Origin of the sequence: Prosthecomicrobium sp. N25, from assembly GCF_037203705.1 — a bacterium.
Classification (GTDB): domain Bacteria; phylum Pseudomonadota; class Alphaproteobacteria; order Rhizobiales; family Ancalomicrobiaceae; genus Prosthecodimorpha.
Genome location: NZ_JBBCAT010000001.1, coordinates 1,789,265 through 1,809,857, shown reverse-complemented (window position 1 = coordinate 1,809,857; position 20,593 = coordinate 1,789,265). Strand labels below are relative to the sequence as shown.

Annotated in this window: 21 protein-coding genes; 6 read left to right on the top strand and 15 right to left on the bottom strand. The window is 69.2% G+C overall.

Annotated features, from left to right (window positions below):
* Positions 1-25: 25 nt before the first annotated feature.
* The 3 genes from WBG79_RS08180 to WBG79_RS08170 all read right to left on the bottom strand — a co-directional run bounded on the left by WBG79_RS08180 (position 26) and on the right by WBG79_RS08170 (position 3,884).
* Positions 26-682 carry a glutathione S-transferase family protein gene (locus tag WBG79_RS08180; protein ID WP_337356612.1) on the bottom strand — a complete coding sequence of 219 codons (657 nt, stop codon included), beginning with the start codon at positions 680-682 and terminating at the stop codon, positions 26-28.
* A gap of 85 nt (positions 683-767) precedes the next feature.
* Positions 768-1,505, bottom strand: coding sequence for a CDP-alcohol phosphatidyltransferase family protein (locus tag WBG79_RS08175; RefSeq protein ID WP_337356611.1), 738 nt, complete (start codon positions 1,503-1,505; stop codon positions 768-770).
* Positions 1,506-1,973: 468 nt separating this feature from the next.
* The gene (locus tag WBG79_RS08170; RefSeq protein ID WP_337356610.1) at positions 1,974-3,884 is read right to left on the bottom strand and encodes an ABCB family ABC transporter ATP-binding protein/permease; all 1,911 of its coding nucleotides are present in this window, start codon (positions 3,882-3,884) and stop codon (positions 1,974-1,976) included.
* A gap of 167 nt (positions 3,885-4,051) precedes the next feature.
* On the opposite strand from WBG79_RS08170, the gene WBG79_RS08165 reads away from it, so the two are divergent.
* The 3 genes from WBG79_RS08165 to WBG79_RS08155 all read left to right on the top strand — a co-directional run bounded on the left by WBG79_RS08165 (position 4,052) and on the right by WBG79_RS08155 (position 6,623).
* Entirely contained in the window at positions 4,052-4,654 is a 603-nt protein-coding gene (locus tag WBG79_RS08165; RefSeq protein ID WP_337356609.1) for a TIGR00730 family Rossman fold protein, read from the top strand.
* Between the two features lie 123 nt (positions 4,655-4,777).
* On the top strand, positions 4,778-5,944 hold the full coding sequence (locus WBG79_RS08160; protein ID WP_337356608.1) for an MFS transporter: 1,167 nt from the start codon (positions 4,778-4,780) through the stop codon (positions 5,942-5,944).
* Between the two features lie 157 nt (positions 5,945-6,101).
* Positions 6,102-6,623, top strand: coding sequence for a DUF3828 domain-containing protein (locus WBG79_RS08155; protein ID WP_337356607.1), 522 nt, complete (start codon positions 6,102-6,104; stop codon positions 6,621-6,623).
* 210 nt (positions 6,624-6,833) lie between these two features.
* On the opposite strand, the gene WBG79_RS08150 is transcribed toward WBG79_RS08155, so the two are convergent.
* From WBG79_RS08150 to cysS, 7 genes are all read right to left on the bottom strand, one after another.
* Entirely contained in the window at positions 6,834-7,265 is a 432-nt protein-coding gene (locus WBG79_RS08150; RefSeq protein ID WP_337356606.1) for a type II toxin-antitoxin system VapC family toxin, read from the bottom strand.
* A gap of 7 nt (positions 7,266-7,272) precedes the next feature.
* Positions 7,273-7,539: a type II toxin-antitoxin system Phd/YefM family antitoxin gene (locus tag WBG79_RS08145; RefSeq protein ID WP_337356605.1), complete on the bottom strand. Its 267-nt coding sequence runs from the start codon at positions 7,537-7,539 to the stop codon at positions 7,273-7,275.
* A gap of 73 nt (positions 7,540-7,612) precedes the next feature.
* Positions 7,613-9,214: a citramalate synthase gene (gene cimA / locus WBG79_RS08140; RefSeq protein WP_337356604.1), complete on the bottom strand. Its 1,602-nt coding sequence runs from the start codon at positions 9,212-9,214 to the stop codon at positions 7,613-7,615.
* Positions 9,211-9,699, bottom strand: coding sequence for a GFA family protein (locus tag WBG79_RS08135; RefSeq protein ID WP_337356603.1), 489 nt, complete (start codon positions 9,697-9,699; stop codon positions 9,211-9,213). The genes cimA and WBG79_RS08135 overlap by 4 nt, the downstream gene beginning before the upstream one ends.
* Complete coding sequence (locus WBG79_RS08130; protein WP_337356602.1) at positions 9,696-10,100, bottom strand: HEPN domain-containing protein; 405 nt, start codon at positions 10,098-10,100, stop codon at positions 9,696-9,698. The genes WBG79_RS08135 and WBG79_RS08130 overlap by 4 nt, the downstream gene beginning before the upstream one ends.
* 5 nt (positions 10,101-10,105) lie before the next feature.
* Positions 10,106-10,498, bottom strand: a complete 393-nt coding sequence (locus WBG79_RS08125; RefSeq protein ID WP_337356601.1) for a hypothetical protein — start codon at positions 10,496-10,498, stop codon at positions 10,106-10,108.
* Positions 10,495-11,892 (bottom strand): cysteine--tRNA ligase, encoded by a 1,398-nt coding sequence (gene cysS, locus WBG79_RS08120; protein ID WP_337357910.1) that lies wholly within the window; start codon positions 11,890-11,892, stop codon positions 10,495-10,497. The genes WBG79_RS08125 and cysS overlap by 4 nt, the downstream gene beginning before the upstream one ends.
* A gap of 225 nt (positions 11,893-12,117) precedes the next feature.
* Here cysS and WBG79_RS08115 point away from each other — a divergent pair, with 225 nt between their 5' ends.
* Positions 12,118-12,405: a type II toxin-antitoxin system Phd/YefM family antitoxin gene (locus WBG79_RS08115; RefSeq protein ID WP_337356600.1), complete on the top strand. Its 288-nt coding sequence runs from the start codon at positions 12,118-12,120 to the stop codon at positions 12,403-12,405.
* Positions 12,406-12,412: 7 nt separating this feature from the next.
* On the top strand, positions 12,413-13,408 hold the full coding sequence (locus WBG79_RS08110; RefSeq protein ID WP_337356599.1) for a tetratricopeptide repeat protein: 996 nt from the start codon (positions 12,413-12,415) through the stop codon (positions 13,406-13,408).
* Between the two features lie 144 nt (positions 13,409-13,552).
* Here WBG79_RS08110 and WBG79_RS08105 read toward each other — a convergent pair whose 3' ends face one another.
* Positions 13,553-14,080, bottom strand: a complete 528-nt coding sequence (locus WBG79_RS08105) for a CreA family protein (RefSeq protein ID WP_443147415.1) — start codon at positions 14,078-14,080, stop codon at positions 13,553-13,555.
* Between the two features lie 61 nt (positions 14,081-14,141).
* On the bottom strand, positions 14,142-15,647 hold the full coding sequence (locus tag WBG79_RS08100; protein ID WP_337356598.1) for a GGDEF domain-containing protein: 1,506 nt from the start codon (positions 15,645-15,647) through the stop codon (positions 14,142-14,144).
* Positions 15,648-15,896: 249 nt separating this feature from the next.
* Here WBG79_RS08100 and WBG79_RS08095 point away from each other — a divergent pair, with 249 nt between their 5' ends.
* On the top strand, positions 15,897-17,165 hold the full coding sequence (locus tag WBG79_RS08095; protein ID WP_337356597.1) for a DUF2865 domain-containing protein: 1,269 nt from the start codon (positions 15,897-15,899) through the stop codon (positions 17,163-17,165).
* On the opposite strand, the gene gltX is transcribed toward WBG79_RS08095, so the two are convergent.
* From gltX to WBG79_RS08080, 3 genes are read right to left on the bottom strand one after another with little or no spacing between them, the layout of a single operon-like run.
* The gene (gene gltX / locus WBG79_RS08090) at positions 17,128-18,483 is read right to left on the bottom strand and encodes a glutamate--tRNA ligase (RefSeq protein WP_337356596.1); all 1,356 of its coding nucleotides are present in this window, start codon (positions 18,481-18,483) and stop codon (positions 17,128-17,130) included. The genes WBG79_RS08095 and gltX overlap by 38 nt on opposite strands.
* A gap of 32 nt (positions 18,484-18,515) precedes the next feature.
* A complete protein-coding gene (locus tag WBG79_RS08085; RefSeq protein WP_337356595.1) occupies positions 18,516-18,803 on the bottom strand; it encodes a hypothetical protein in 288 nt (95 codons plus the stop codon).
* A 16-nt stretch (positions 18,804-18,819) separates the two neighbouring features.
* Positions 18,820-20,544: an NAD+ synthase gene (locus tag WBG79_RS08080; protein WP_337356594.1), complete on the bottom strand. Its 1,725-nt coding sequence runs from the start codon at positions 20,542-20,544 to the stop codon at positions 18,820-18,822.
* Positions 20,545-20,593 lie beyond the last annotated feature (49 nt).

Below are 20,593 nucleotides of genomic sequence, written 5' to 3'. Positions count from 1 at the left end.
GGCCCGGGTCCGCCCGCCGGGCCGGTCAGACCGAGACCTCGATCTTTTCCTGCTCCAGCGCGCGGCGGGTCGCCGGGCGGGCGAGCACCTTGCGGGCGTGCGCGGTCCAGGCCGGGAAGGGGCCGAGGTCGAAGCCGTCCAGGCGGTAGAGGAAGACCCAGAAGGTGAAGAGGTAGGGATCGGCGAGGGTGTAGCCGCCGTCCACGGCCCAGTCCCGGCCGTCGCCGAGCAGGCCGTCGATGTAGGCGCACTGCTCCAGGACCGTCTTCATGCCCTTCGCCTGCAGGGCCGGGAAGAGGGCGGGGTCGTCGACGAAGCGCGCGGGGCGGCGCACGGAGGCGTAGGCGGCGGCATGGAAGGACGATGTCAGCCAGTTCATCCACTCGATCATGCGCGCCTCGCGCGCCGGGTCGGCCGGGATCAGGCCTGCCTCGGGATTGGTCCGGCCGAGATAGATCATGATGGCGTTGGCCTCGGTGAGGAGGTCCGTGCCGCCGCCGATGCGGCCGGGCACACCCGAGAGCGCGGGCACGCGGCCCTTCGGGTTCATGGCCTTCCACTCGGGGGTGACCGTCTTCACGCCGGCCTGGACCCATTCGAGGCCGTAGGGCTTGCCGATCTCCTCGAGGACGATGTGGGGGGCGAGGGAGCAGGCGGCGGGCGAGTAGTAGAGCGTGTGCATGATCGACTCCGGTCCGGGGAGCGGCACCGTCGCCCATCGGGATCCGGATGTCACGGGAGAAAATGGCTCCGGACGGCGCCCCTGGTCAGAGCCCGCGGCGCGCGCGGCCGACCGCTTCCAGGAGCTGCTGCACGCCGGCGACAAGCGCCAGGTAGATGGTGGTGACGAGCAGGCCGGTACGCACGCTGTGGGGAGGATCGAGCTGCTCGGCGAGCGCGATCCCGGCGAACACGAACCAGGCGAGCGTGACGGCGAGCGTCAGGGGCCGCCAGCGCTCCACCCGGACCGGATGCACGAAGGCGATCGGCAGGAAGGTGGTGACCGCGAGGGCGATCGTCACGGCGGACACGACGAGCGGATCCGGCCGGAAGACGAAGAAGAGGAAGACCACGCCGTTCCACACGGCCGGGAAGCCGCGGAAGGCGTTGTTCTTCATCTTCATGCGCGTGTCGGCGAAATAGAGCGCGCTCGTGAAGACGATGACGCCCGCCAGGCCGAGCGCGACGGGCGCGGAGGCGAAGCCGCCGGTCGCCAGCGCGAAGGCGGGCAGGAACACGTAGGTGACGTAGTCGACGACGAAGTCGAGCGCGGCGCCGGAGATGGTCGGCAGGTTGCGTTCGACGTGGAACTTGCGGGCGATCGGACCGTCGATGCCGTCCACCACGAGGGCGATGCCCAGCCAGGCGAAGAAGGCCTGCCAGTCGAGGCGGTAGGCCGCGACGGCGGCCAGCATGGCGAGAACGATGCCGGACGCCGTGAAGGCATGCACGGCGAGCGCGATCAGGACGTTCTGGCGCTTGGCCACGGCGGAGGCGATGTTCACGGGAGCCCCCTCGCCCCGATCGGTCCTCGAGCCGCGGCGCGCGGACGGGCCACGAACACCCCGGACGCTGTGCACCCTGACATGGCGCTCACCTGGTTCTCCCTTTTCGACCGGTGCACGGCCCTTGTCACTTAATAACGATCATAGCGGATTGGTTCGCTCGGTTCCATAGCGGGGACGCGGTCCTACCCCGGCCTCCCCCGAGAAGCCTCCGCTGTGCCGCGCTGCGGCGCGCAGTCACGGTCCTCCGGCGCGGATCGTCCCCCTCCCGCCCGGTCGCCTCCGGGGTCAACCTGACGGCTGCGTTCGAGTTCAAGAGCGCGGACGGCCCGGCCCGCATCGAGGACGTCTGCAGCGCATCCGCGCAGCCTGACACGCGTCAGCGGCGGACTTCGAGGGGGCGGGCTTCGCGGCAAGGCGGGCCCGCCCTTCGCGTTTGCGGACTACGCGTGCCGCAGCTGCGCCGCCCTACTCCGCGGCTTCCGTCTTGCGGGCCTTGACGGCGAGGCCGAGCGTGTCGCTCTCCTCGGTCTCGCGCAGGCGCTCGCGCGCCTCGTCGACGGCGCGCTGGCGCTCCCACATGGACGCGTAGAGGCCGCCGCGGGCGAGGAGGTCGTCGTGATGGCCGCGCTCGACGACGACGCCCTGGTCGAGGACCAGGATCTCGTCGGCGTTGACGACAGTCGACAGGCGGTGGGCGATCACCAGGGTCGTGCGGTTCTTCGAGACCTGGTCGAGGGCGGCCTGGATCTCCCGCTCCGTGTGCGTGTCGAGGGCGCTCGTCGCCTCGTCGAGCATGAGGATCGGCGGCGCCTTCAGGATCGTCCGCGCGATCGCGACGCGCTGCTTCTCGCCGCCGGAGAGCTTCAGCCCGCGCTCGCCGACCTCGGTGTCGAACCCCTTGGGCAGGCGTGCGATGAAGTCGGAGATCTGGGCCATGCGGGCGGCCTCGCGGACCTCCTCGTCGCTGGCGTCCGGGCGGCCGTAGCGGACGTTGTACGCGATGGTGTCGTTGAACAGCACCGTATCCTGCGGGACCATGCCGATCTGGCGGCGCAGGCTCGCCTGCGTGACGTCGCGGATGTCCTGGCCGTCGATCAGGATGCGGCCGGAACTGGCGTCGTAGAAGCGGAACAGCAGCCGCGAGATGGTCGACTTGCCGGCGCCGGACGGGCCGACGATGGCGACGGTCCGGCCGGCCGGGACCTCGAAGGAGACGCCCTTCAGGATCTTGCGGTCGGCGTCGTAGTGGAAATGCACGTCCTCGAAGCGGACCGTGCCGGCGCTGACCTTCAGGGCCGGCGCGCCCGGCTTGTCGACCACCTCGGCGGGCACGTCGAGGACGCGGAACATCGCCTCCATGTCGGCGATGCCCTGGGTGATCTCGCGGTAGAGCGTGCCGATGAAGTTGAGCGGCATGGAAAGCTGCGTCATGAGCGCGTTGATCATGACGAAGTCGCCGACCGTCTGCTCGCCGGCGAGCACGGCGCGCGCCGACATCACCATGACGATGACCATGCCGACCGTGAAGATCACGGCCTGGCCGAAGTTCAGCCAGGCGAGCGAGGTGTAGGTCTTGGTGGCGGCGATCTCGTACTTGGCGGTGGCGCGGTCGTAGCGGTCGGCCTCGAGCTTCTCGGCGTTGAAGTATTTCACCGTCTCGAAGTTCAGGAGGCTGTCGACGGCCTTGGACATGGAGTCCGTGTCGGCCTCGTTCATGTCGCGGCGGATCTTGATGCGCCAGTCGGAGGCCTTGACGGAGAACCACACGTAGAGCCAGACCGTGACCGCCATGACCAGCACGTAGGTCCAGTCGAACTGGTAGGCGATGACGGCCGCCATCAGGGCGAATTCGATGATCGTGGGGATGCCGGCGAGGATCGTCATGCGGACGATCGTCTCGATGCCGTTGGCGCCGCGCTCGATGATGCGGGACAGGCCGCCCGTGCGCCTCTGCAGGTGGAAGCGCAGCGAGAGGTCGTGCAGGTGGCGGAAGGTGGTGTTGGCGAGCTCGCGCACCGCATGCTGGCCGACGGCGGCGAAGATGGCGTCGCGCAGCTGGTTGAAGCCGTTGAACAGGACGCGGACGACGCCGTAGGCGACGACCAGCATGACGGGCGCGGCCAGGAGCTGGACGGTGGTCGGACCCGAGCCGGGCGCAGCGAGGCCGTCGGTCGCCCATTTGTAGATGTAGGGCAGCATCACCGTCAGGAGCTTGCCGGCGAGGAGCGCGGCGAGCGCGATCACGACTCGGCGCTTCAGGTCGGCGCGGTGGTGGGGCCAGATGTGGGGCCACAGGGCCCGCAGGGAGTCGAGGGTGCGCCCCTTGTCCGCCGAGATCCGCGACGAGTTGGCGGCGGTCGAGCCGTGTGGGTTCATGAGCCTGGCGTTCCGATGCTGCGGGGGCGTCCGCGCCCGTATATAGACGCCGTCCCCGGGGGAACGTAAGGGCCGGATCGCGAATTCGGCCGATGCGCGGCACCGTCGCGGCGCCGGCGGTGGCCTGGCGCTTGACGGGCCGGACCGGTCGGGCAACAGAAGCGGGCATGAGCGAGATTCGATCCATCTGCGTGTTCTGCGGCTCGGCCAACGGCAACGACCCCGCCTTCGCGGAGGCCGCCCGCGCGCTCGGGCGCGCCCTGGCGGCGGCGGGGATCCGGCTCGTCTACGGCGGCGGCTCGATCGGGCTGATGGGCACGGTAGCGCGCGAGGTGCTGGCGGCGGGGGGCACGGTGCTCGGCGTCATCCCGCAGTTCCTGGTCGACCGCGAGGTGATGCTGCCGGAGGTGACGGAGCTGATCGTCACGCAGGACATGCACCAGCGCAAGCGCATCATGTTCGAGCAGGCGGACGCCTTCGTGGCCCTGCCGGGCGGCATCGGGACCCTGGAGGAGGTCGTCGAGCAGATGACCTGGGTGCAGCTCGGGCAGCATGCCAAGCCGATCGTGCTCGTCGACATCGCCGGCTTCTGGGCGCCCCTCGCCGGCCTCCTGCAGCACATGACCGCGACGGGCTTCATCCGGCCGGGGTTCGAGGTGAGCTACGCGGTGGCGGCGAGCATCGCGGATGTGCTGCCGGCCGTCCGGGCCACGGCAGACGCGGCGCGTCCGGCCGCGGCCGCCCTTCCCGTCGGCCTCGACAAGCTCTGAGGCGCGGGCGACATCGTCCCCGGCGGGATGGACGTCCCGGCAGGCATCGCGGCCATGCGCGCGGGTGCGCTTGACCGCGCCGGGCCGCATCGGCACTTTCCGCGGCTTCGAGCGAGGGAGCCCATGCCCGTACTCCTGGCGATCGCCGCCGCGGCCTTCATGTCGACCGTCGTCATGCGCATGACCGACCCGGTGGTCGGACCGCTGTCGCAGGCCTTCGGCGTCGCGCCGGCCGACATCGCGGTCTTCGCCACCGCGTATGCGGTGCCCTATGCCTTGTTCCAGCTGGTCTTCGGCCCTTTCGGCGACCGCTACGGCAAGACCCGGGTGATCCGCATCGCCCTCACGGTGCTGACGCTGACGATCGTGGCTTCCGCGCTGGCGCCGGACTACCGGTCCATGCTGGCGATCCGCTTCTTCTCGGGCATGTTCGGCGGCGGCATCATCCCGCTCGGCCTCGCCACGATCGGCGACCGCTTCGCGCTGCCCGAGCGGCAGATCATGCTGTCGCGCTTCATGATGGGGACGATCGCGGGGCAGATCACCGGCTCGTTCCTGACCGGCGTGCTCGCCGAGTTCCTGGACTGGCGCACCGTCTACCTCGCCTATGCGGTGTTGTCGGGGATCATCGCGGTCGCGCTCTTCACCATGCCGGCGGTCGCGGCCGGCCGGCCGGAGCCGCTGACGTTCGGCGGGGTGGTGCGCCGCTACGCCGGCATCGTCTCGAGCGAGAAGGCACGCGTGCTGCTGCCGACCGTCTTCATCGAGGGCGGGATCTTCTTCGGTTTCCTGTCCTTCGCGCCGGCCTACCTGTCGGAGATGCGCGGGCTGTCGTCGGGCGAGATCGGCACCGTCATCGCGGCCTACGGGATCGGCGGCATGCTGTTCGGGGTCACGGCGCGGTTCTTCGTGACCCGGCTCGGCACCACCGGCATGATCGTCGGCGGCAGCCTGATGGGCGGGATCGCCATCGCGTTCCTGTCCCAGCCGATGCCGCTCTGGGCCTACATGGTGCAGTCCGGAGCGGTCGGCATGGCCTTCACGCTCATCCACAACAACCTGCAGACCCGCGCCACCGAGCTCGCCCCCCAGGCGCGCGGCTCCTCGGTTGCGGTCTTCGCCTGCTGCCTGTTCCTCGGCAACGGCACGGGGCCCTTCCTGATGAAGCAAGCCGTCGGGGTCGTGGGCTATGTCACGCTGTTCCAGGCGCTGGCACTGATCCTGACGGTGTTCGGGATCGTCTCGGCCCTGCTGATCCGGGCGAGCGAGCGGACGTTGCCGGCGCATTGACGGCCGGACGCGCGGGCTGGCGAGACGCGCTTCGAGCGTCGCGGATCGGCGGCCGGGCGCGCATAGCCGGCTCCGCCCCAAACCCCTGCCGCCGGACTTGCCGGGCCGCGGCCGGCCGGCTATCGCGAGGCGAGCCCCGGAACGGAAGGTGCCCCGCATGACTCGCCGCCGTCTTCTTCGCGCCTTCGCGGCCGCCCTGGCGGGCGCCGCTCTCGCCACGGCGTGGCCCGCCGGTCCCGCCCGGGCCGCCGGCAAGGCCCCTCCCCCGGCACCCGCCGGGGCTTCGCCGGAAGCCGTGGTGCGCAACCTCTACGACCGCTACGCGGCCGGCGCCTTCGACTACATGACCGACCGGCGCCTCGCCGCCCGCACCTTCACGGCCGCCACCGCCGGCCTCCTCGCCCGGGCCTTCGCCAAGTCGAAGAAGCTCGACGAGCCGGGCATCGACTACGAGCCGCTGATCGACGGGCAGGACGGCGAGGTGAAAGGCCTCACCGTCGCCACGACCGCGGCGACGACCGACAAGGCGACCGTGACGGCGACCTTCAAGAGCTTCGACGAGACGCTGACGGTCACCTTCGAGTTCCGCCGGGAGAAGGGCGTCTGGCGCGTCGAGGATATTCGCGGGCGCGAGGGGACTAGCCTGAGGGGCGTGGCGAAGGCGTTTCTGGGGGAGTGAAGCCGCTCCCACGCAGTTCCGACCATTTTCTCTGCCTTTGCTGGGCTTGTCCCGACAATCTAGGCCACGAAGGCGGACGGCGCGTCCCGGATGCCCGGGACAGGCCCGGGAAGGACAGAAACGAATGCTCGACTAGGAGACGAGACTACATGGGCTGAGTATCGCAGGGGCGGGGCGCGGAAGGGCGGAGCGCGGGCCGAGGCCAGCGTCCTAGCCCGGCAGCGACTCTTCGGGATCCAGCGCCGGAATGCCTGTCGGCGCGAAGTGCCGGAGGTTGCGGGTGAGGATGGTCAGGCCGTGCACCGACGCGGTGGCGGCGATAATCAGGTCGGCGAGTTCAGGGACGGTCGGGCGCGCCTTCTCGGCGAGACGAGCGACAGCCAGCGCCACAGCCGCGTCCATGGGCAGGATCCGGTCCGCGAAGTCTGTGAGGAGACCGTCCCGGAACGCAGCGAGTTGGGCGGCGCGGTCCGGCTTGCCGTCACGGATGAGTTTCAGGATGCCGGCCTCGACCTCCGCGACCGTCATGGCGCTCAGGCGGATCCGGGCATCGTTGCGGCGCATCCAGTCGACGAGCCCCGCCGACCGCGCAATCCGCCGCGGTTCGAAGAGCGAGACGATGTTGGTGTCGAGGAGATACAAGGCCCGCTCAATCGGCGAAATCGGAGCCGAGCGGCCGATGCCGCTCGTTCCAGGGCCTGTCCCCGAGGTCGCCGCCCTCCCCCGCCCCGACGGTCAGCAGCATGAGGTCCGCGAGCGTCGGTGCCGCCTTCGGCCTCGCGTTCCACTCCGCCTCAGAGACGATGACCACCGCCTCCTTGCCGTGCCGAGTCACTCGCTGGGGCTCCCCGGCGAGGGCCAGGTCGATCAGCTTGGAGAAGGCGGCACGGGCTTCGTGAATGGGGTAGCTGCGCATGGGCGGGCTCCGGCAGGCCCGCCATTATGTACAGAATGGACCCTCATTTGTCCATAATTCGGCAAGCCGAGGCTCACGCACTCCTCGTCCCGCTCCTCACCAACTTGTAAACGATACTGTCCATCAGCGCCTGGAAGCTCGCGTCGATGATGTTCTCGCTCACCCCGATGGTGAACCAGCGGTTGTCCTCGCCGTCCTTCGATTCGATCAGGACGCGGGTGGTGGCGCCGGTGCCGCCGTTGAGGATGCGGACCTTGAAGTCGACGAGTTCGAGGTCGGCGATGAGGGGCTGGTACTGGCCGAGATCCTTGCGGAGCGCGCCGTCCAGCGCGTTGACGGGGCCGTTGCCTTCGGCGGCGGAGAAGACGATCTGATCGCCGACCTTCACCTTGACGGTCGCCTCCGAGACGGTGACGAGTTCGCCGATGGCGTTGTAGCGGCGCTCGACCATGACGCGGAAGCTCTGCACCTCGAAGAAGTTCGGCACGGCGCCGAGGGTGCGGCGGGCGAGGAGTTCCAGGGAGGCGTCGGCCGCCTCGTAGGCGAAGCCGCGGGCCTCCCGGTCCTTCACCTCGGCGAGAAGGCGGTCGAGCTTGGGGTCGTTGCGGTCGACCTCGAGGCCGAAGCGGGCGAGCTCGGCGAGGAGGTTCGACTTGCCGGCCTGGTCGGAGACGAGCACGCGGCGGCGGTTGCCGACCACCTCGGGCTCGACGTGCTCGTAGGTCTTCGGGTCCTTGACGAGCGCGGAGGCGTGGATGCCGGCCTTGGTGGCGAAGGCGGAGGCGCCGACATAGGGCGCGTGGCGGTTGGGCGCGCGGTTCAGGAGCTCGTCGAAGGCGCGCGACAGGTGCGTGAGTTCGCGCAGCTTGCCCTCGGGCACGCCGGTCTCGTAGCGCTCGGCGAACTCGGGCTTCAGGGCCAGGGTGGCGATCAGGGTGACGAGATTGGCGTTGCCGCAGCGCTCGCCGATGCCGTTGAGGGTGCCCTGGATCTGGCGGACCCCGGCCCTCAGCGCGGCGAGGGAATTGGCGACCGCCTGGCCGGTGTCGTCATGGGCGTGGATGCCGAGGCTGTCGCCCGGCACGGCGCGGGCGACCTGGCCGACGATGCGCTCGACCTCGTGGGGCAGCGTGCCGCCGTTGGTGTCGCAGAGCACGACCCAGCGGGCGCCGGCCTCGTGGGCGGCGCGGGCGCAGGCGAGCGCGTAGGCGGGGTTCGCCTTGAAGCCGTCGAAGAAGTGCTCGCAGTCGACCATCACCTCGCGACCCCGCGCGCGGGCGGCGGCGACGGACTGGCGGATGCCCTCCAGGTTCTCCTCGAGCGTCGTGCCGAGCGCCACGTGGACGTGGTAGTCCCAGGATTTCGCGACGAAGCAGATCGCGTCGGCCTTCGCCTCCAGGAGCGCGACCACGCCGGGATCGTTGGAGACCGAGACGCCGGCGCGGCGGGTCATGCCGAAGGCGGTGAAGCGGGCGCGCTTCGTGCGCTTCTCGGCGAAGAAGGCGGTGTCGAGCGGGTTGGCGCCCGGATAGCCGCCCTCGACATAGTCGATGCCGAAATCGTCCAGCCACTTCGCGACCACGATCTTGTCCTCGAGGCCGAAGTCGACGCCTGACGTCTGGGCTCCGTCCCGGAGCGTGGTGTCGAAAAGATGGACGCGGGCGCGGGCGGTCATGGCTCTTTTTCTCCGGTCGGGGCCGGCGGACTGGCCGTGTCGTGGTCGGGGTGCTGGAAGGAGACGAGGCCGGCGAAGAAGGCCTCGATCGCGGCGGCATTCCCGGGCGGTCGGCCGGGCAGGTCGGCGAGTTCGTGGAACCACGGCACGCGGCTCTCCGTGCCGAGCTGGATGGCCGGACGGATCGCGGCCGGGTCGTCGAAGGCGCCGATGGCGATCTCGACGGCGTCGAAGCCGTCCGGCTCGTAGGTCAGCGGCGTGCCGCAGGCCGCGCAGAAGCCGCGCCGGACCTTGTTGGACGAGCGGAAGCAGGCCGGCTCGCCGCGCGTCCAGACGAGGCCGTGGGCGGTCACGAGCGGACCGAAGAAGGAGCCGAAGGCCTTCTGGCACATGCGGCAGTGGCAGATCGAGGCGCGGCCGAGGGAGGCGGCACGGAAGCGCACCGCGCCGCACTGGCATCCGCCGGTCAGGGGGGTGGCCGTCATGGGGCGTCCTGGGTGGTACGGTGTTCGAGCAGAACGGCGACCTCGCCGAGGAAGTGACGTGCCCGTTCGATCGCATCCTGAACCCGTTCGGCGTCGTCCAGGGGCCTGGGATCGTAATCCGCTTCGGTCCTGAGTTCCTCGGCCGCGTTCAGCCAGCGCCCCAGATGCACTCCGACGAGGCCCGGGCGGACGACGAGGAGACCGAAACCGGCGATGACCGAGCGATGCTTGCGAACGCGCCCGGCCCCGGCAGGATCGAGGCTCAGAAGGCTGGCGCGGGCGGCATGGAACATGGCGAAGTACGCTCGGTTGGCCGCGCCCTCCAGGAGCGCCGCCTCCATCAGATGTTCGGCCGAACGGAGCGATTGGCCCGCCTTGTCGAGCAGAACCCGGATCATCATCTGGTCTACCCACCGATCGGAAGAGGCCGAATCGGATTGCCAAAGCCGTCGACCCCGCGATCCCACTCCGATCGGGTATAGGGCCTGCCGTGAAGCCGGACCCCGAACACCATCAGGACGTCGAAGGCCAGTTCGCCCAACGCGACGATCCGGCTCGTGTGGGACCAGCCTCCGTCCTCGAAGACGACAGCCACCTCCAGATCGTCCGGGGTCGGCTCGTCCTCCCGCAGGGACGGTTCGACAGGGTGGACTGCGGCCACCACATTCGGGAACGCGCTGCGCAAAAGGTCGGAGTACATTCCGATCGCGCCCGCGATCACTTCGGGCGTGATCCGCGCCGGCCAATCGGGCCAGTTCCGGCGAGTAGGGTCGCCGTCGAACAGCGCCTTCGTGCTCACCGTCCGACCTCCCATTCCGTTCGGATCTCGCCGGTCTTCGGGTCCTTCGAGTCCTTCAGAACCACCCCCATGGCGGCGAGTTCGTCGCGGAGGCGGTCGGATTCGGCGAAGTTCCTGGCCTTGCGGGCGGCGAGACGGGCCTGCACGAGGGCCTCGACGGCCGCCTGGTCGACGCCGGCGGCCGCCTTCTTGCGCGAGGCCCAGGCCTCGGCGGTCTCGCCGAGGAAGCCGAGGAAGCGCAGGGATCCGACGAACCTGGCGAGATCCCCCTCGCTCCCCGAGCGCTGGGCGGCGTTGCGCAGACCGTGCAGCTCGGCGATGGCCTTCGGGGTGTTGAGGTCGTCCGACAGGGCCTCGATCACGGCGGGGTCGGGCTCGGCGGCGGGCAGGTCGCGGGCGAGCCAGTACCAGTCGTCGAGCGTGCGCGCGCTCTCCTCGACGCTCTTCAGGGTCCAGTCGATGGGCTGGCGATAGTGGGTCTTCAGCATCGTCAGGCGCAGGACCTCGCCCGGCCAGTCGTCGAGCAGCTCGCGGATGGTGAAGAAGTTGCCGAGCGACTTCGACATCTTCTCGCCTTCGACCTGCAGGAAGCCGTTGTGCATCCACACCTGGGCCATGACGGGCGTGTGGAAGGCGCAGCGCGACTGGGCGATCTCGTTCTCGTGGTGCGGGAAGACGAGGTCGATGCCGCCGCCGTGGATGTCGAAGGTCTCGCCGAGGTGCTTCCAGGACATGGCGGAGCATTCGAGGTGCCAGCCCGGACGGCCGCGGCCCCAGGGGGAGGCCCAGCCCGGCTCGTCGTCGGTCGACGGCTTCCAGAGCACGAAGTCCATCGGGTCGCGCTTGTAGGGCGCGATGTCGACGCGGGCGCCGGCGATCATGTCGTCGAGGGAGCGGCGGGCGAGCGCGCCGTAGTCGGCCATGGAGGGCACGTGGAAGAGCACGTGGCCCTCGGCTGCGTAGGCGTGGCCGCTCGCCACCAGGCGCTCCATGATGGCGATCATCTCGGCGATGTGCTCGGTCGCGCGCGGCTCCACGGTCGGCGGCAGGCAGCCGAGCGCGGCCACGTCGGCGGAGAACTGCGCGTAGGTCTTTTCGGTCAGGTGCCGGATGGCGTCGACCGGCTTCATCTCGGGGAAGTCCTGGACGGCGCGCGCGTTGATCTTGTCGTCGACGTCCGTGACGTTTCGCACGTAGGTGACGCGCGCGGCCGGTTCGTAGAGTTGCTTCAGGAGCCGGTAGAGCACGTCGAAGACGATGACGGGCCGGGCGTTGCCGATATGGGCGAAGTCGTAGACCGTCGGCCCGCAGACATACATGCGCACGTGCGAGGGATCGAGCGGGCGGAACTCCGCCTTGTCGCGCGTCAGCGTGTTGTAGAGCCTGAGGACCACGTCGAGAACTCCCATGCCGGCCGGCCGGGGTCTCATCTGGGCTTTCGCGAGGTCAGACGGAACCGGGCCAGCGTTTCAGCTAGCCGCAAATGATGTCGGCGATCGTGACGATCGCGTATGCGCCGATGTCGGTCGTCATGGTCACGGGTGTGATGGAATTCGGGAGCGGCGTCAAGGGGCGCGGTCGACCGGATCCGGGGGAAATGGTAGAGTTCGCGTGTGGGCATGCACATCGTCGCGGAAGGCGAGACGACGGTCTCGGAACTGGTCGACCTCATGCTCTCGGGCGAGGCGGTCGTCATCACGCGGGACGGACGGCCGGTCGCGGAACTCTCCGCGGTGCCGTTCGCGTCTCCTGCCGACATTCAGGAGGCCGCTCCTCACGAACAGGCGAAGGCACGAGCGTTGCTCGACACGATTCTCGCGAGCGGACCGAGGATCGACATCGACGTCGTCGAACGGGTTCGGCAGATGCGGGACGAGACTTTCAGTGGTTCAACTGCTCGGATCTAGGTCCGCCATGAAGATTCTCCTCATCCTCGTTCATGCCCTAGTGCTGGTTTGCTGTGGCAGCGCCATGATTTCGGAGGCCTCCGGCGCCGAACTTGATGACTGCATGAACTCCGACCCTGAAATTTCTATCCCGGCCTGCACTGCAGCCCTCAAAAGCAGAACAATTCCCAGGTCGACCTTGAAAGAAGTGTTCACAAATCTTGGGCGTTCATATAGAAACAAAGAATACTATCGGGGGTCGATTTCGTACTACAAGAAGGCGTTGAAAATAGATAGTAAGCACATCAAAGCACTGATTGGCCAAGCCCTCACGTATAGCATGATTGCAGAGTACAATTTAGCTGTCACAAATTACAGCACCGTCATTGAAATAGATCCTCATAATTTCGTTGCGCTATTTAACCGCGGGAACGCATTGAGTGAAAGACGGCAGCATACGGGTTCGTTTGGAGATGATGACCTGGCAATTAATGACTATAGTTCTGCCATCAAACTTATGCCCACATACGCAGCCGCCTATAACAATCGGGGCATGAATTACGGTCTTGATAAGATCCGTCGGTCCCTCGACGATTTCAACAAGGCGATTAGTCTTATGCCCGAATCAGCGATCCCTTACGTCAACCGCGCTGGCGTCTGGCATTCTCTGGATCGGGATGACCTTGCTTTCATGGACTACGAGACGGCTATAAAATTAGATCCCGGCTTTGCCGTGACATACTACAATCGTGCCAATCATTTCGCATGGAAACATGAGTACAAGCGGGCCATCGCGGACTTTACAGCCGCAATCGAGCTTAAGCCTGACTTTGCGCTCGCCTACTACTATCGCAGTCACGCATTCCGCGAAAGCGGTGATCTGAGAAGGAGCGGTGAAGATCTGGATACCGCACTCAAGATTCGAAGAGATTTAAAATTATTTGCTAGACCCATGAAGACAACCAAAGGTGAATACAGCGCTTCCTTTCCTGATATCAACGTCTTCGACGGGGTCCATTATTGAGGTATGACGGCATTCGGATCCTAATTCTCCCACTACTCCGGCTACGGCTACCCCCTTGAGTGCCGGGACACGCGCCTTCGACCGCCGCATGGCCGACTGCGCGCGGGCGCTCGGCGTGGCGGCGGTCGAGCCCTTGGGGGGGAGTCACTTCACCCAGTCGCCACAGCGGGGCGGGGCCTCGTCGCCCCAGGGCATGAGGGGGACGGAGCTCGTGGAGTTCTTGGGGCTGCCCTCGATGATCTTGTCGGTGTAGACCATGTAGACGAGCACGTTGCGCTTGGCGTCGCAGCCGCGGACGATCTGCATCTTCTTGAAGATCAGGGAACGGCGGGCTCGGAAGACCTCGGCACCCTGCTCGGTCTTGGCCTTGAACTTGATTGGGCCGATCTGGCGGCAGGCGAGAGAGATGTCCGAAACCTCCTCGGCCACGCCGAAGAGGCCTTCCACGCCGCCCTTCTCGGGGACGGTGTAGTGGCAGGCCACGCCGTCCACGTCCGGGTCGTCGATGCCGTAGACGGCGAGCTTGTGGTCCGGCGTCAGGAGCTTGAAGACGGTGGACTTCTTGAAGATGAGGTCCGGCTCGTCGGCCGCGCGGGCCGGCGACGTCGCGAGGAGGCCCGCCATCGCGAGGGCGGCGGCGCCGAGGAGGGCTGACAGGTACGGCTTCGGCATGGGGCGGGCTCCGGTGGTCGACGGAGCCAATATGGGGTGCGGGCCCGGCTGCTGCGAGGCCTCAGGCGGCGCGCGGGGCAGGAAGCGGCGGATCCTCGGCGCGGATCACGCGGTTGCGGCCTTCGGACTTGGCCCGGTAGAGCGCGGCGTCGGCCCGGCCCATCCAGCCCTCGATGGTCTCGTCCGGGCGCCATCCGGCGACGCCGAAGCTCGCCGAGACCGGGATCGGACGGCCTCCCAGTTCGAGGGCGATGTCCTCGACCGCCTGGCGCATGCGTTCGGCCGCCTGCAGGGCCCCCTCCTGTCCGGTCTCGGGCAGGATGACGCCGAATTCCTCGCCACCGAGGCGGCCGATCTCGTCGATGCCGACCCGAATCGTGGCCGAGAGGGCGCCGGCCACCAGGCGCAGGACCTCGTCGCCGGCGGCATGGCCGAAGCCGTCGTTGATCTGCTTGAAGCGGTCGAGGTCGAGGGCGACCAGGGAGACGGGGTTGCCGTAGCGCGCCGACCGGGCCACCTCGCGGCGGACCTCCTCCAGGAAGGCGCGGCGGTTCATGGTGCCGGTCAGGTCGTCCGTGCTGGCGAGCCGGCGCAGCTCCGCCTCAAGGGCGTTCTTCTGGGCGATCTCCTCGTCCAGGGCGAGGCGCGCCGTCTCCATGTCGCGGGCCAGGACGGCGAGGCTGGTGGCCTGGGTTTCCAGGAGACGGTTGGCGGAGACGAGTTCGGCCTTCTGCCGCTCCAGTTCCTTGTAGGCCCGGCGGAGCTCGCCGAGGTCGGACAGCATTAGCGTCAGGCCGCCGTCGAAGCGGGAGATGGCGATCTCGAACAGGCTGCGCAGTCCGCCGATGTCGCACTCGCACTCGATGCGGGCGGGCGTCCCGTTGGCGAGCACCAGCGCGCAGTAGTCGAGGAGGTCGTGGTCGGCGTGATTGCCGATCAGGCCGGACAGGGATCCGCGGACGGGTTCGCCCGCCCCCGCGCCGACCAGCGTGGCGGCGGCGCCGTTGGAGACCACGATCGCCAGGTCGACGAGCGTGCCGTCGGGGCCGAGTACCGGCGAGCAGGCGAAGAGGGCGGCCGTGCCGGACTGCAGGATGGACTCCAGGAGGTCCTGCCGCAGCACCAGGGGCACGGACTGGACCACCAGTGTCGGGCCGCAAGGTCCGGCGACCGGGAGGACCAGCCGTTCGAAGCTGTGCACGTAATGGCTCTTGATGGACTCGTGCACTACCAGAACGGGAGTTCGGCCGCCGGAAGCCTCGTCGTAGGCCGTCCGGATCTGGCCGGCGACGGGGTGGCCGATCTCGGCCAGCGTGCGGCCGGTGCAGTCCATCCTGGCGTAGCGGACGAGTTCGCGCCCGTAGGCGAGGTAGGCCCAATCTCCCCCGGGGGTGCGCTGCGCGACCGCGAGGTGATCCGCGAAGACGTCCAGTTCGTTCGGGCTGAAGGCGGCGTAGGGGGGCGGGCCGCCGGCGCCCTCGGCCTTCGCCTCCCAGAGCGCGAGCAGACGGCGGTTCTGCGTCTTGTGCAGGCGGCCCGCGACGTCCTGCACGAAAACCCCGTCCATGACTTCACTCCCGTTCTCCCCGCAGGCTACCCGCGATGGCCGAACGCCGGGTTAAGCCGGCGCGCAGCGCCCTTGACGGCAGAGTCCAGGGTGAACGGATTGTCAATCCACGCCACGGATGCTCTGGATCTTCCGGGTCCCTTTCGGCGTTCGAAGCACGGACGGGGCCGGCGAGGTGACGGCGTGCGCCGGAACGCGCTATGCTGCGGGCGGAATGCCGGGCCTCGGGCAATCGGGAGTGCAGAGCGAATGCGGCGGTACCTAGCAATCGTGCTGGTCACCATGCTGGCGGGATCCGCCGCCGGCACGGCCGAGGCGCAAAGTCCGCTCTGCCAACAGCTCGTCCAGCAACTCCAGCGCATCGAGCGCAGCGGCGCCCCGGTCGACAGCCTGTCGGATGCGCTGATCCGGCAGCGCGACGCGCTGGCGCGCGGCATGGCCGACTACCGCCAGCGGTGCCAGCCCACGCTGTTCGGGACCGTGTCGCCGCAATGCCCCGCCATCCAGGCCCGCCTCGCCGAGATGCAGGGCAACCTGGCCACCCTCGAGGCCCGGACGCGACGCGCCGGAAACGCCTCCTTCGAGACGACGGCGGCCGATCGCGCGCGCATCATCGCCGCCCTCCGCCAGAACGGCTGCGGCCCTGACGGGTCCAGCATCGTGGCCGGCCCGGCGAAGCCGGTGCAGAACGGCACCGCCCCGATCGTCGCCGGCCCCGGCGCCCGCGGCGGGCGCTACTTCACGTTGAACGGTCCGGGCGGACCGGTCACCTACTTCGAGGACGAGTCGGGGCGGATCGTCCGCCTGGAGTCCCCGGCCCCGCCCACCCGGGTGGCGGTGGCGCCCCCGCCCCGCCAGGGCGGGCTCTTCGGCACCCTCTTCGGCGAACGCCCGCCGGGCGTCGTCGACCCGGACGAGATGTCGGACCGCCCCGGTTCGGGCGAACTCGAGGGTGAAGGGGGCAGCGCGGACGGCTCCGGCGGCTACCGGACGCTGTGCGTGCGCATGTGCGACGGCTACTACTTCCCGATCTCCTACTCGACGAGCCGGTCGCGCTTCGCCACCGATTCGGACATCTGCCGGGCCCGCTGCCCGGGCGCGGAGACCCGCCTCTTCGCGCATCCGACCGGCACCGACAGCGAGACCGCGGTCTCGGCCGACGACAGCCAGCAGCCCTACACCAAGATCCCCAACGCGATGCGGTACCGGACCCAGTACGTCTCGGGCTGCGGATGCGGCCGGCCGGATCCGACCCTGCTGCCCGTCAATCTCAGCTCGGAGGAAGGCGCCACCTCGGCATCCGCCACGGTGAAGGTGGGCGACATCCGGGCCGACCTGCCGGTGCCGCAGGCCAAGCCCGAGTGGGACGAGGACCCGGACACGCTCTTCAACGCGGCCGCGAACTTCACGCCGGTCGCGGTCGAGAAGACGGCCCCCGGCGAGGCGGCCGCCAAGACGGACCCGTCCGCACCGCGCAGCGTCAGGGTAGTCGGGCCGAAGTTCTTCGCCACCCGATGAGCGGCAGGAGCCGCTTCAGCTCCGGTCCGTGATCCCGGCCCGTGAGGGCGAGGCGCAGGGGCAGGAACAGCTCGCGCCCCTTCCGGCCCGTCGCGATCCCCACGGCCTTCGTCCAGGCGGCCCAGGTGGTCTCGTCCCAGGGTTCAGGCGGGAGCAGCCTCCGGGCCTCGGCCAGGAACGCCGGGTCGGCGGCCTCTCGGCCGGCCGGGGACCGGTCCGGCCCTTCGACGACGATCCGCCACCAGTCGGCCGCCTCGGCGACGCGGGTCAGGTTCGGGCGGACCACCTCCCAGAAGACGGCCGGATCGACCCCGGCGCCCGCGTTCACGCCCAACGCGGCCAGGCGGTCCTCGACCGCTGCGTAGTCCAGGGCGTGGACCAGGCGGGCGTTCAGGACGTCGAGCTCGTGGGGATCGAACCTGGCGGTCGAGCCGGACACGTGGGCCAGGTCCATGTGGGCGGCGAGGCCGGGGAGGTCCGGCCAGGGGTGGATCTCGTCCGAGGTGCCGATCAGGACCGCCAGGGAGGCGACCGTCATCGGCTCGTAGCCGGCTTCGCGCAGCGAAGCCACCGACAGGGACCCGAGGCGCTTCGAGAGCGCCTCGCCGGTCGTCGTGGCAATGAGGTTGGTGTGCGCGAAGGTCGGGACTGGTCCGCCGAGGGCCTCGAAGATCTCGATCTGCGCCCCGGTGTTGGTGACGTGGTCCTCGCCGCGGATCACGTGGGTGATGCCGAGGTCGATGTCGTCGACCACCGAGGGGAGCGTATAGAGCCAGGTGCCGTCGGCGCGGATCAGCACCGGGTCGGACAGGGACGCGGTGTCGACGGTCTGCTCGCCGCGGACGAGGTCGATCCAGGTCACCGGGCGGCCATCCAGGCGGAAGCGCCAGTGTGGATGCCGGCCCTCCGCCTCCAGGTGGACCCGGTCCTCGTCGGTCAGCGACAGGGCCGCGCGGTCGTAGATCGGCGGCAGGCCGCGGGCGAGCTGGCGCTTGCGCCGGCGCTCCAGTTCGTCGGCCGTCTCGTAGCAGGGATAGAGCCGGCCCATGGCCTTCAGGCGGTCCGCGGCGGCCGCATAGATGCCGTCGCGGTCGGACTGGCGGACGATCCGGTGCGGCTCGACGCCGAGCCAGCGCAGGTCGCGCTCGATCGCCTCCATGTACTCGACGCGCGAGCGTTCCCGGTCGGTGTCATCGAAGCGCAGCACGAAGCGGCCGCCATGCTGCAGGGCGAAGAGCCAGTTGTGCAACGCCGACCGGACGTTGCCGATGTGGATCAGGCCGGTCGGGGACGGGGCGAAGCGGACGGTGACGGTCACGGGGCGCGGATCCGGGCGGGGGGCGGGGCGGGTCAGCAGGTGACCGTACGGGCGGCGATCGACAGGAGGAGGACGGCGAAAAGCAGGAAGACCACGGAGGCGATGGTGGCGAGCCGGCGCCGCGGGACTTCGAGGCGTTCGCCGAAATGTCCGCGGGCGAAGAGCGGGAAGGAGGTCGCGACGGCCCAGAAGGACATCTTCCCGGATTCGCGCAGGAGCCTCAGGTAGCCCATGACCACGATCAGCATCCCGAACCCCGTCAGCACCGCGATGACGAAGAGCACGATCAGGGACGAGGCGCAGGCGGAGAGGCCGAACACGGGGATGGCGCCTTCTTCAGAAATCGCCCCGGTCGCCCTGCGGCAGCCGCGCCTTGGCGCTCTTGCCGAAGACGACGGGGACGCCGGGGTCGCGGAAGCCGTTGGTGATCGGGTAGCGCCGGTCCCGGCCGAAGTTCTTGCGGGTGATCTTCACGCCGGGAGCCGCCTGGCGCCGCTTGTACTCGGCGACCCGCAGCAGGCTCTCGACGCGGCGGACGATGTCGGCCGGGTAGCCCTCGGCGACGATGTCGGCGATCGGCCGCTCGTGTTCGACGAGGCGCTCCAGCACGGCGTCGAGGACCGGATAGGGGGGCAGGGAGTCCTCGTCGCGCTGGTTCTCGCGCAGTTCCGCGGAAGGCGCCTTGGCGATGATGTTGTGCGGGATCACCTCCCCGGACGGGCCGAGCATCCCGTCGGGCCGGTTCGCGTTGCGCCAGCGGGCGAGCGCGAAGACCTGCATCTTATAGAGGTCCTTGATGGGGTTGAATCCCCCGTTCATGTCGCCGTAGAGGGTGGCGTAGCCGACCGACATCTCCGACTTGTTGCCGGTGGTCAGCACCATGGCGCCGTACTTGTTGGACACGGCCATCAGGATCGTGCCGCGGGTCCGGGACTGCAAGTTCTCCTCGGTGATGTCGCGATTGGTGCCGGCGAAGAGCGGGGCGAGCAGGGCCTCGAAGCCCTCGACCGCTGGGGCGATCGGGACGACGTCGTAGCGTACCCCGAGCGCCCTGGCGCAGGCCTCGGCGTCCGACAGACTCTCCGAGGAGGTGTAGCGGTAGGGCAGCATGATGCAGTGGACTCGGGCCGGGCCGAGGGCGTCGACCGCCATGGCGGCGACGACCGCGCTGTCGATGCCGCCGGAGAGGCCGAGCACCACGCCGGGGAAGCGGTTCTTGCCGACATAGTCGCGCAGGCCCAGCACGCAGGCCTGCCAGTCGGCCTCGTCGGCGACCGGCACGCTCGCCATGGGGCCGCGGGCGCAACGCCAGCCGTCGCCGTCGCGCACATATTCGACGAGGGCCACGTCCTCCCGGAAGGCCGGCATCTGGAAGGCGAGGCGCCGGTCGGCGTCGAGCCCGAAGGAGGCGCCGTCGAACACGAGTTCGTCCTGGCCGCCGACCTGGTTGACGTAGACGAGCGGAAGGTGGGTCTCCACCACGCGGGCGACCGCCACGCCCACGCGCTCGTCGGGCTTGTCGCGCCAGTAGGGAGACCCGTTGGGCACGAGCAGGATCTCGGCACCGGTCTCCATCAGGCACTCGGTGACCTCGTCGGTCCAGATGTCCTCGCAGATCGGCACGCCGAGGCGCACGCCCTTGACCATCACGGGGCCCGGCAACGGACCGGCGGAGAAGACGCGCTTCTCGTCGAAGGGGCCGTAGTTGGGCAGGTCGACCTTGAAGCGGACGGTCTCGACCTTGCCGCCGGCGACAAGCGCCACCGCGTTGTGCAGCCGCTCGCCGTCGCGCCAGGGGGACCCCACGAGCGCGGCCGGCCCGCCGTCCGCCGTATCGGCCGCGAGATCCTCGACGGCGCGCATGCAGGCGGCCTGGAAGGCGGGCTTCAGGACCAGGTCCTCGGGCGGGTAGCCGGAGATGAAGAGCTCCGGATAGACCACGAGGTCCGCCCCGAGCCGCGCAGCCTCCGCACGCGCCGCCCGGGCCTTGGCGAGGTTTCCGGCGACATCGCCGACGGTCGGGTTCAGCTGCGCGATCGCGATCAGGAGCGTGTCGGTCATGCCCCCGGGTTTAGCGCGCGGCGGCGGGGGCGACAATGGGCCGGGCGGC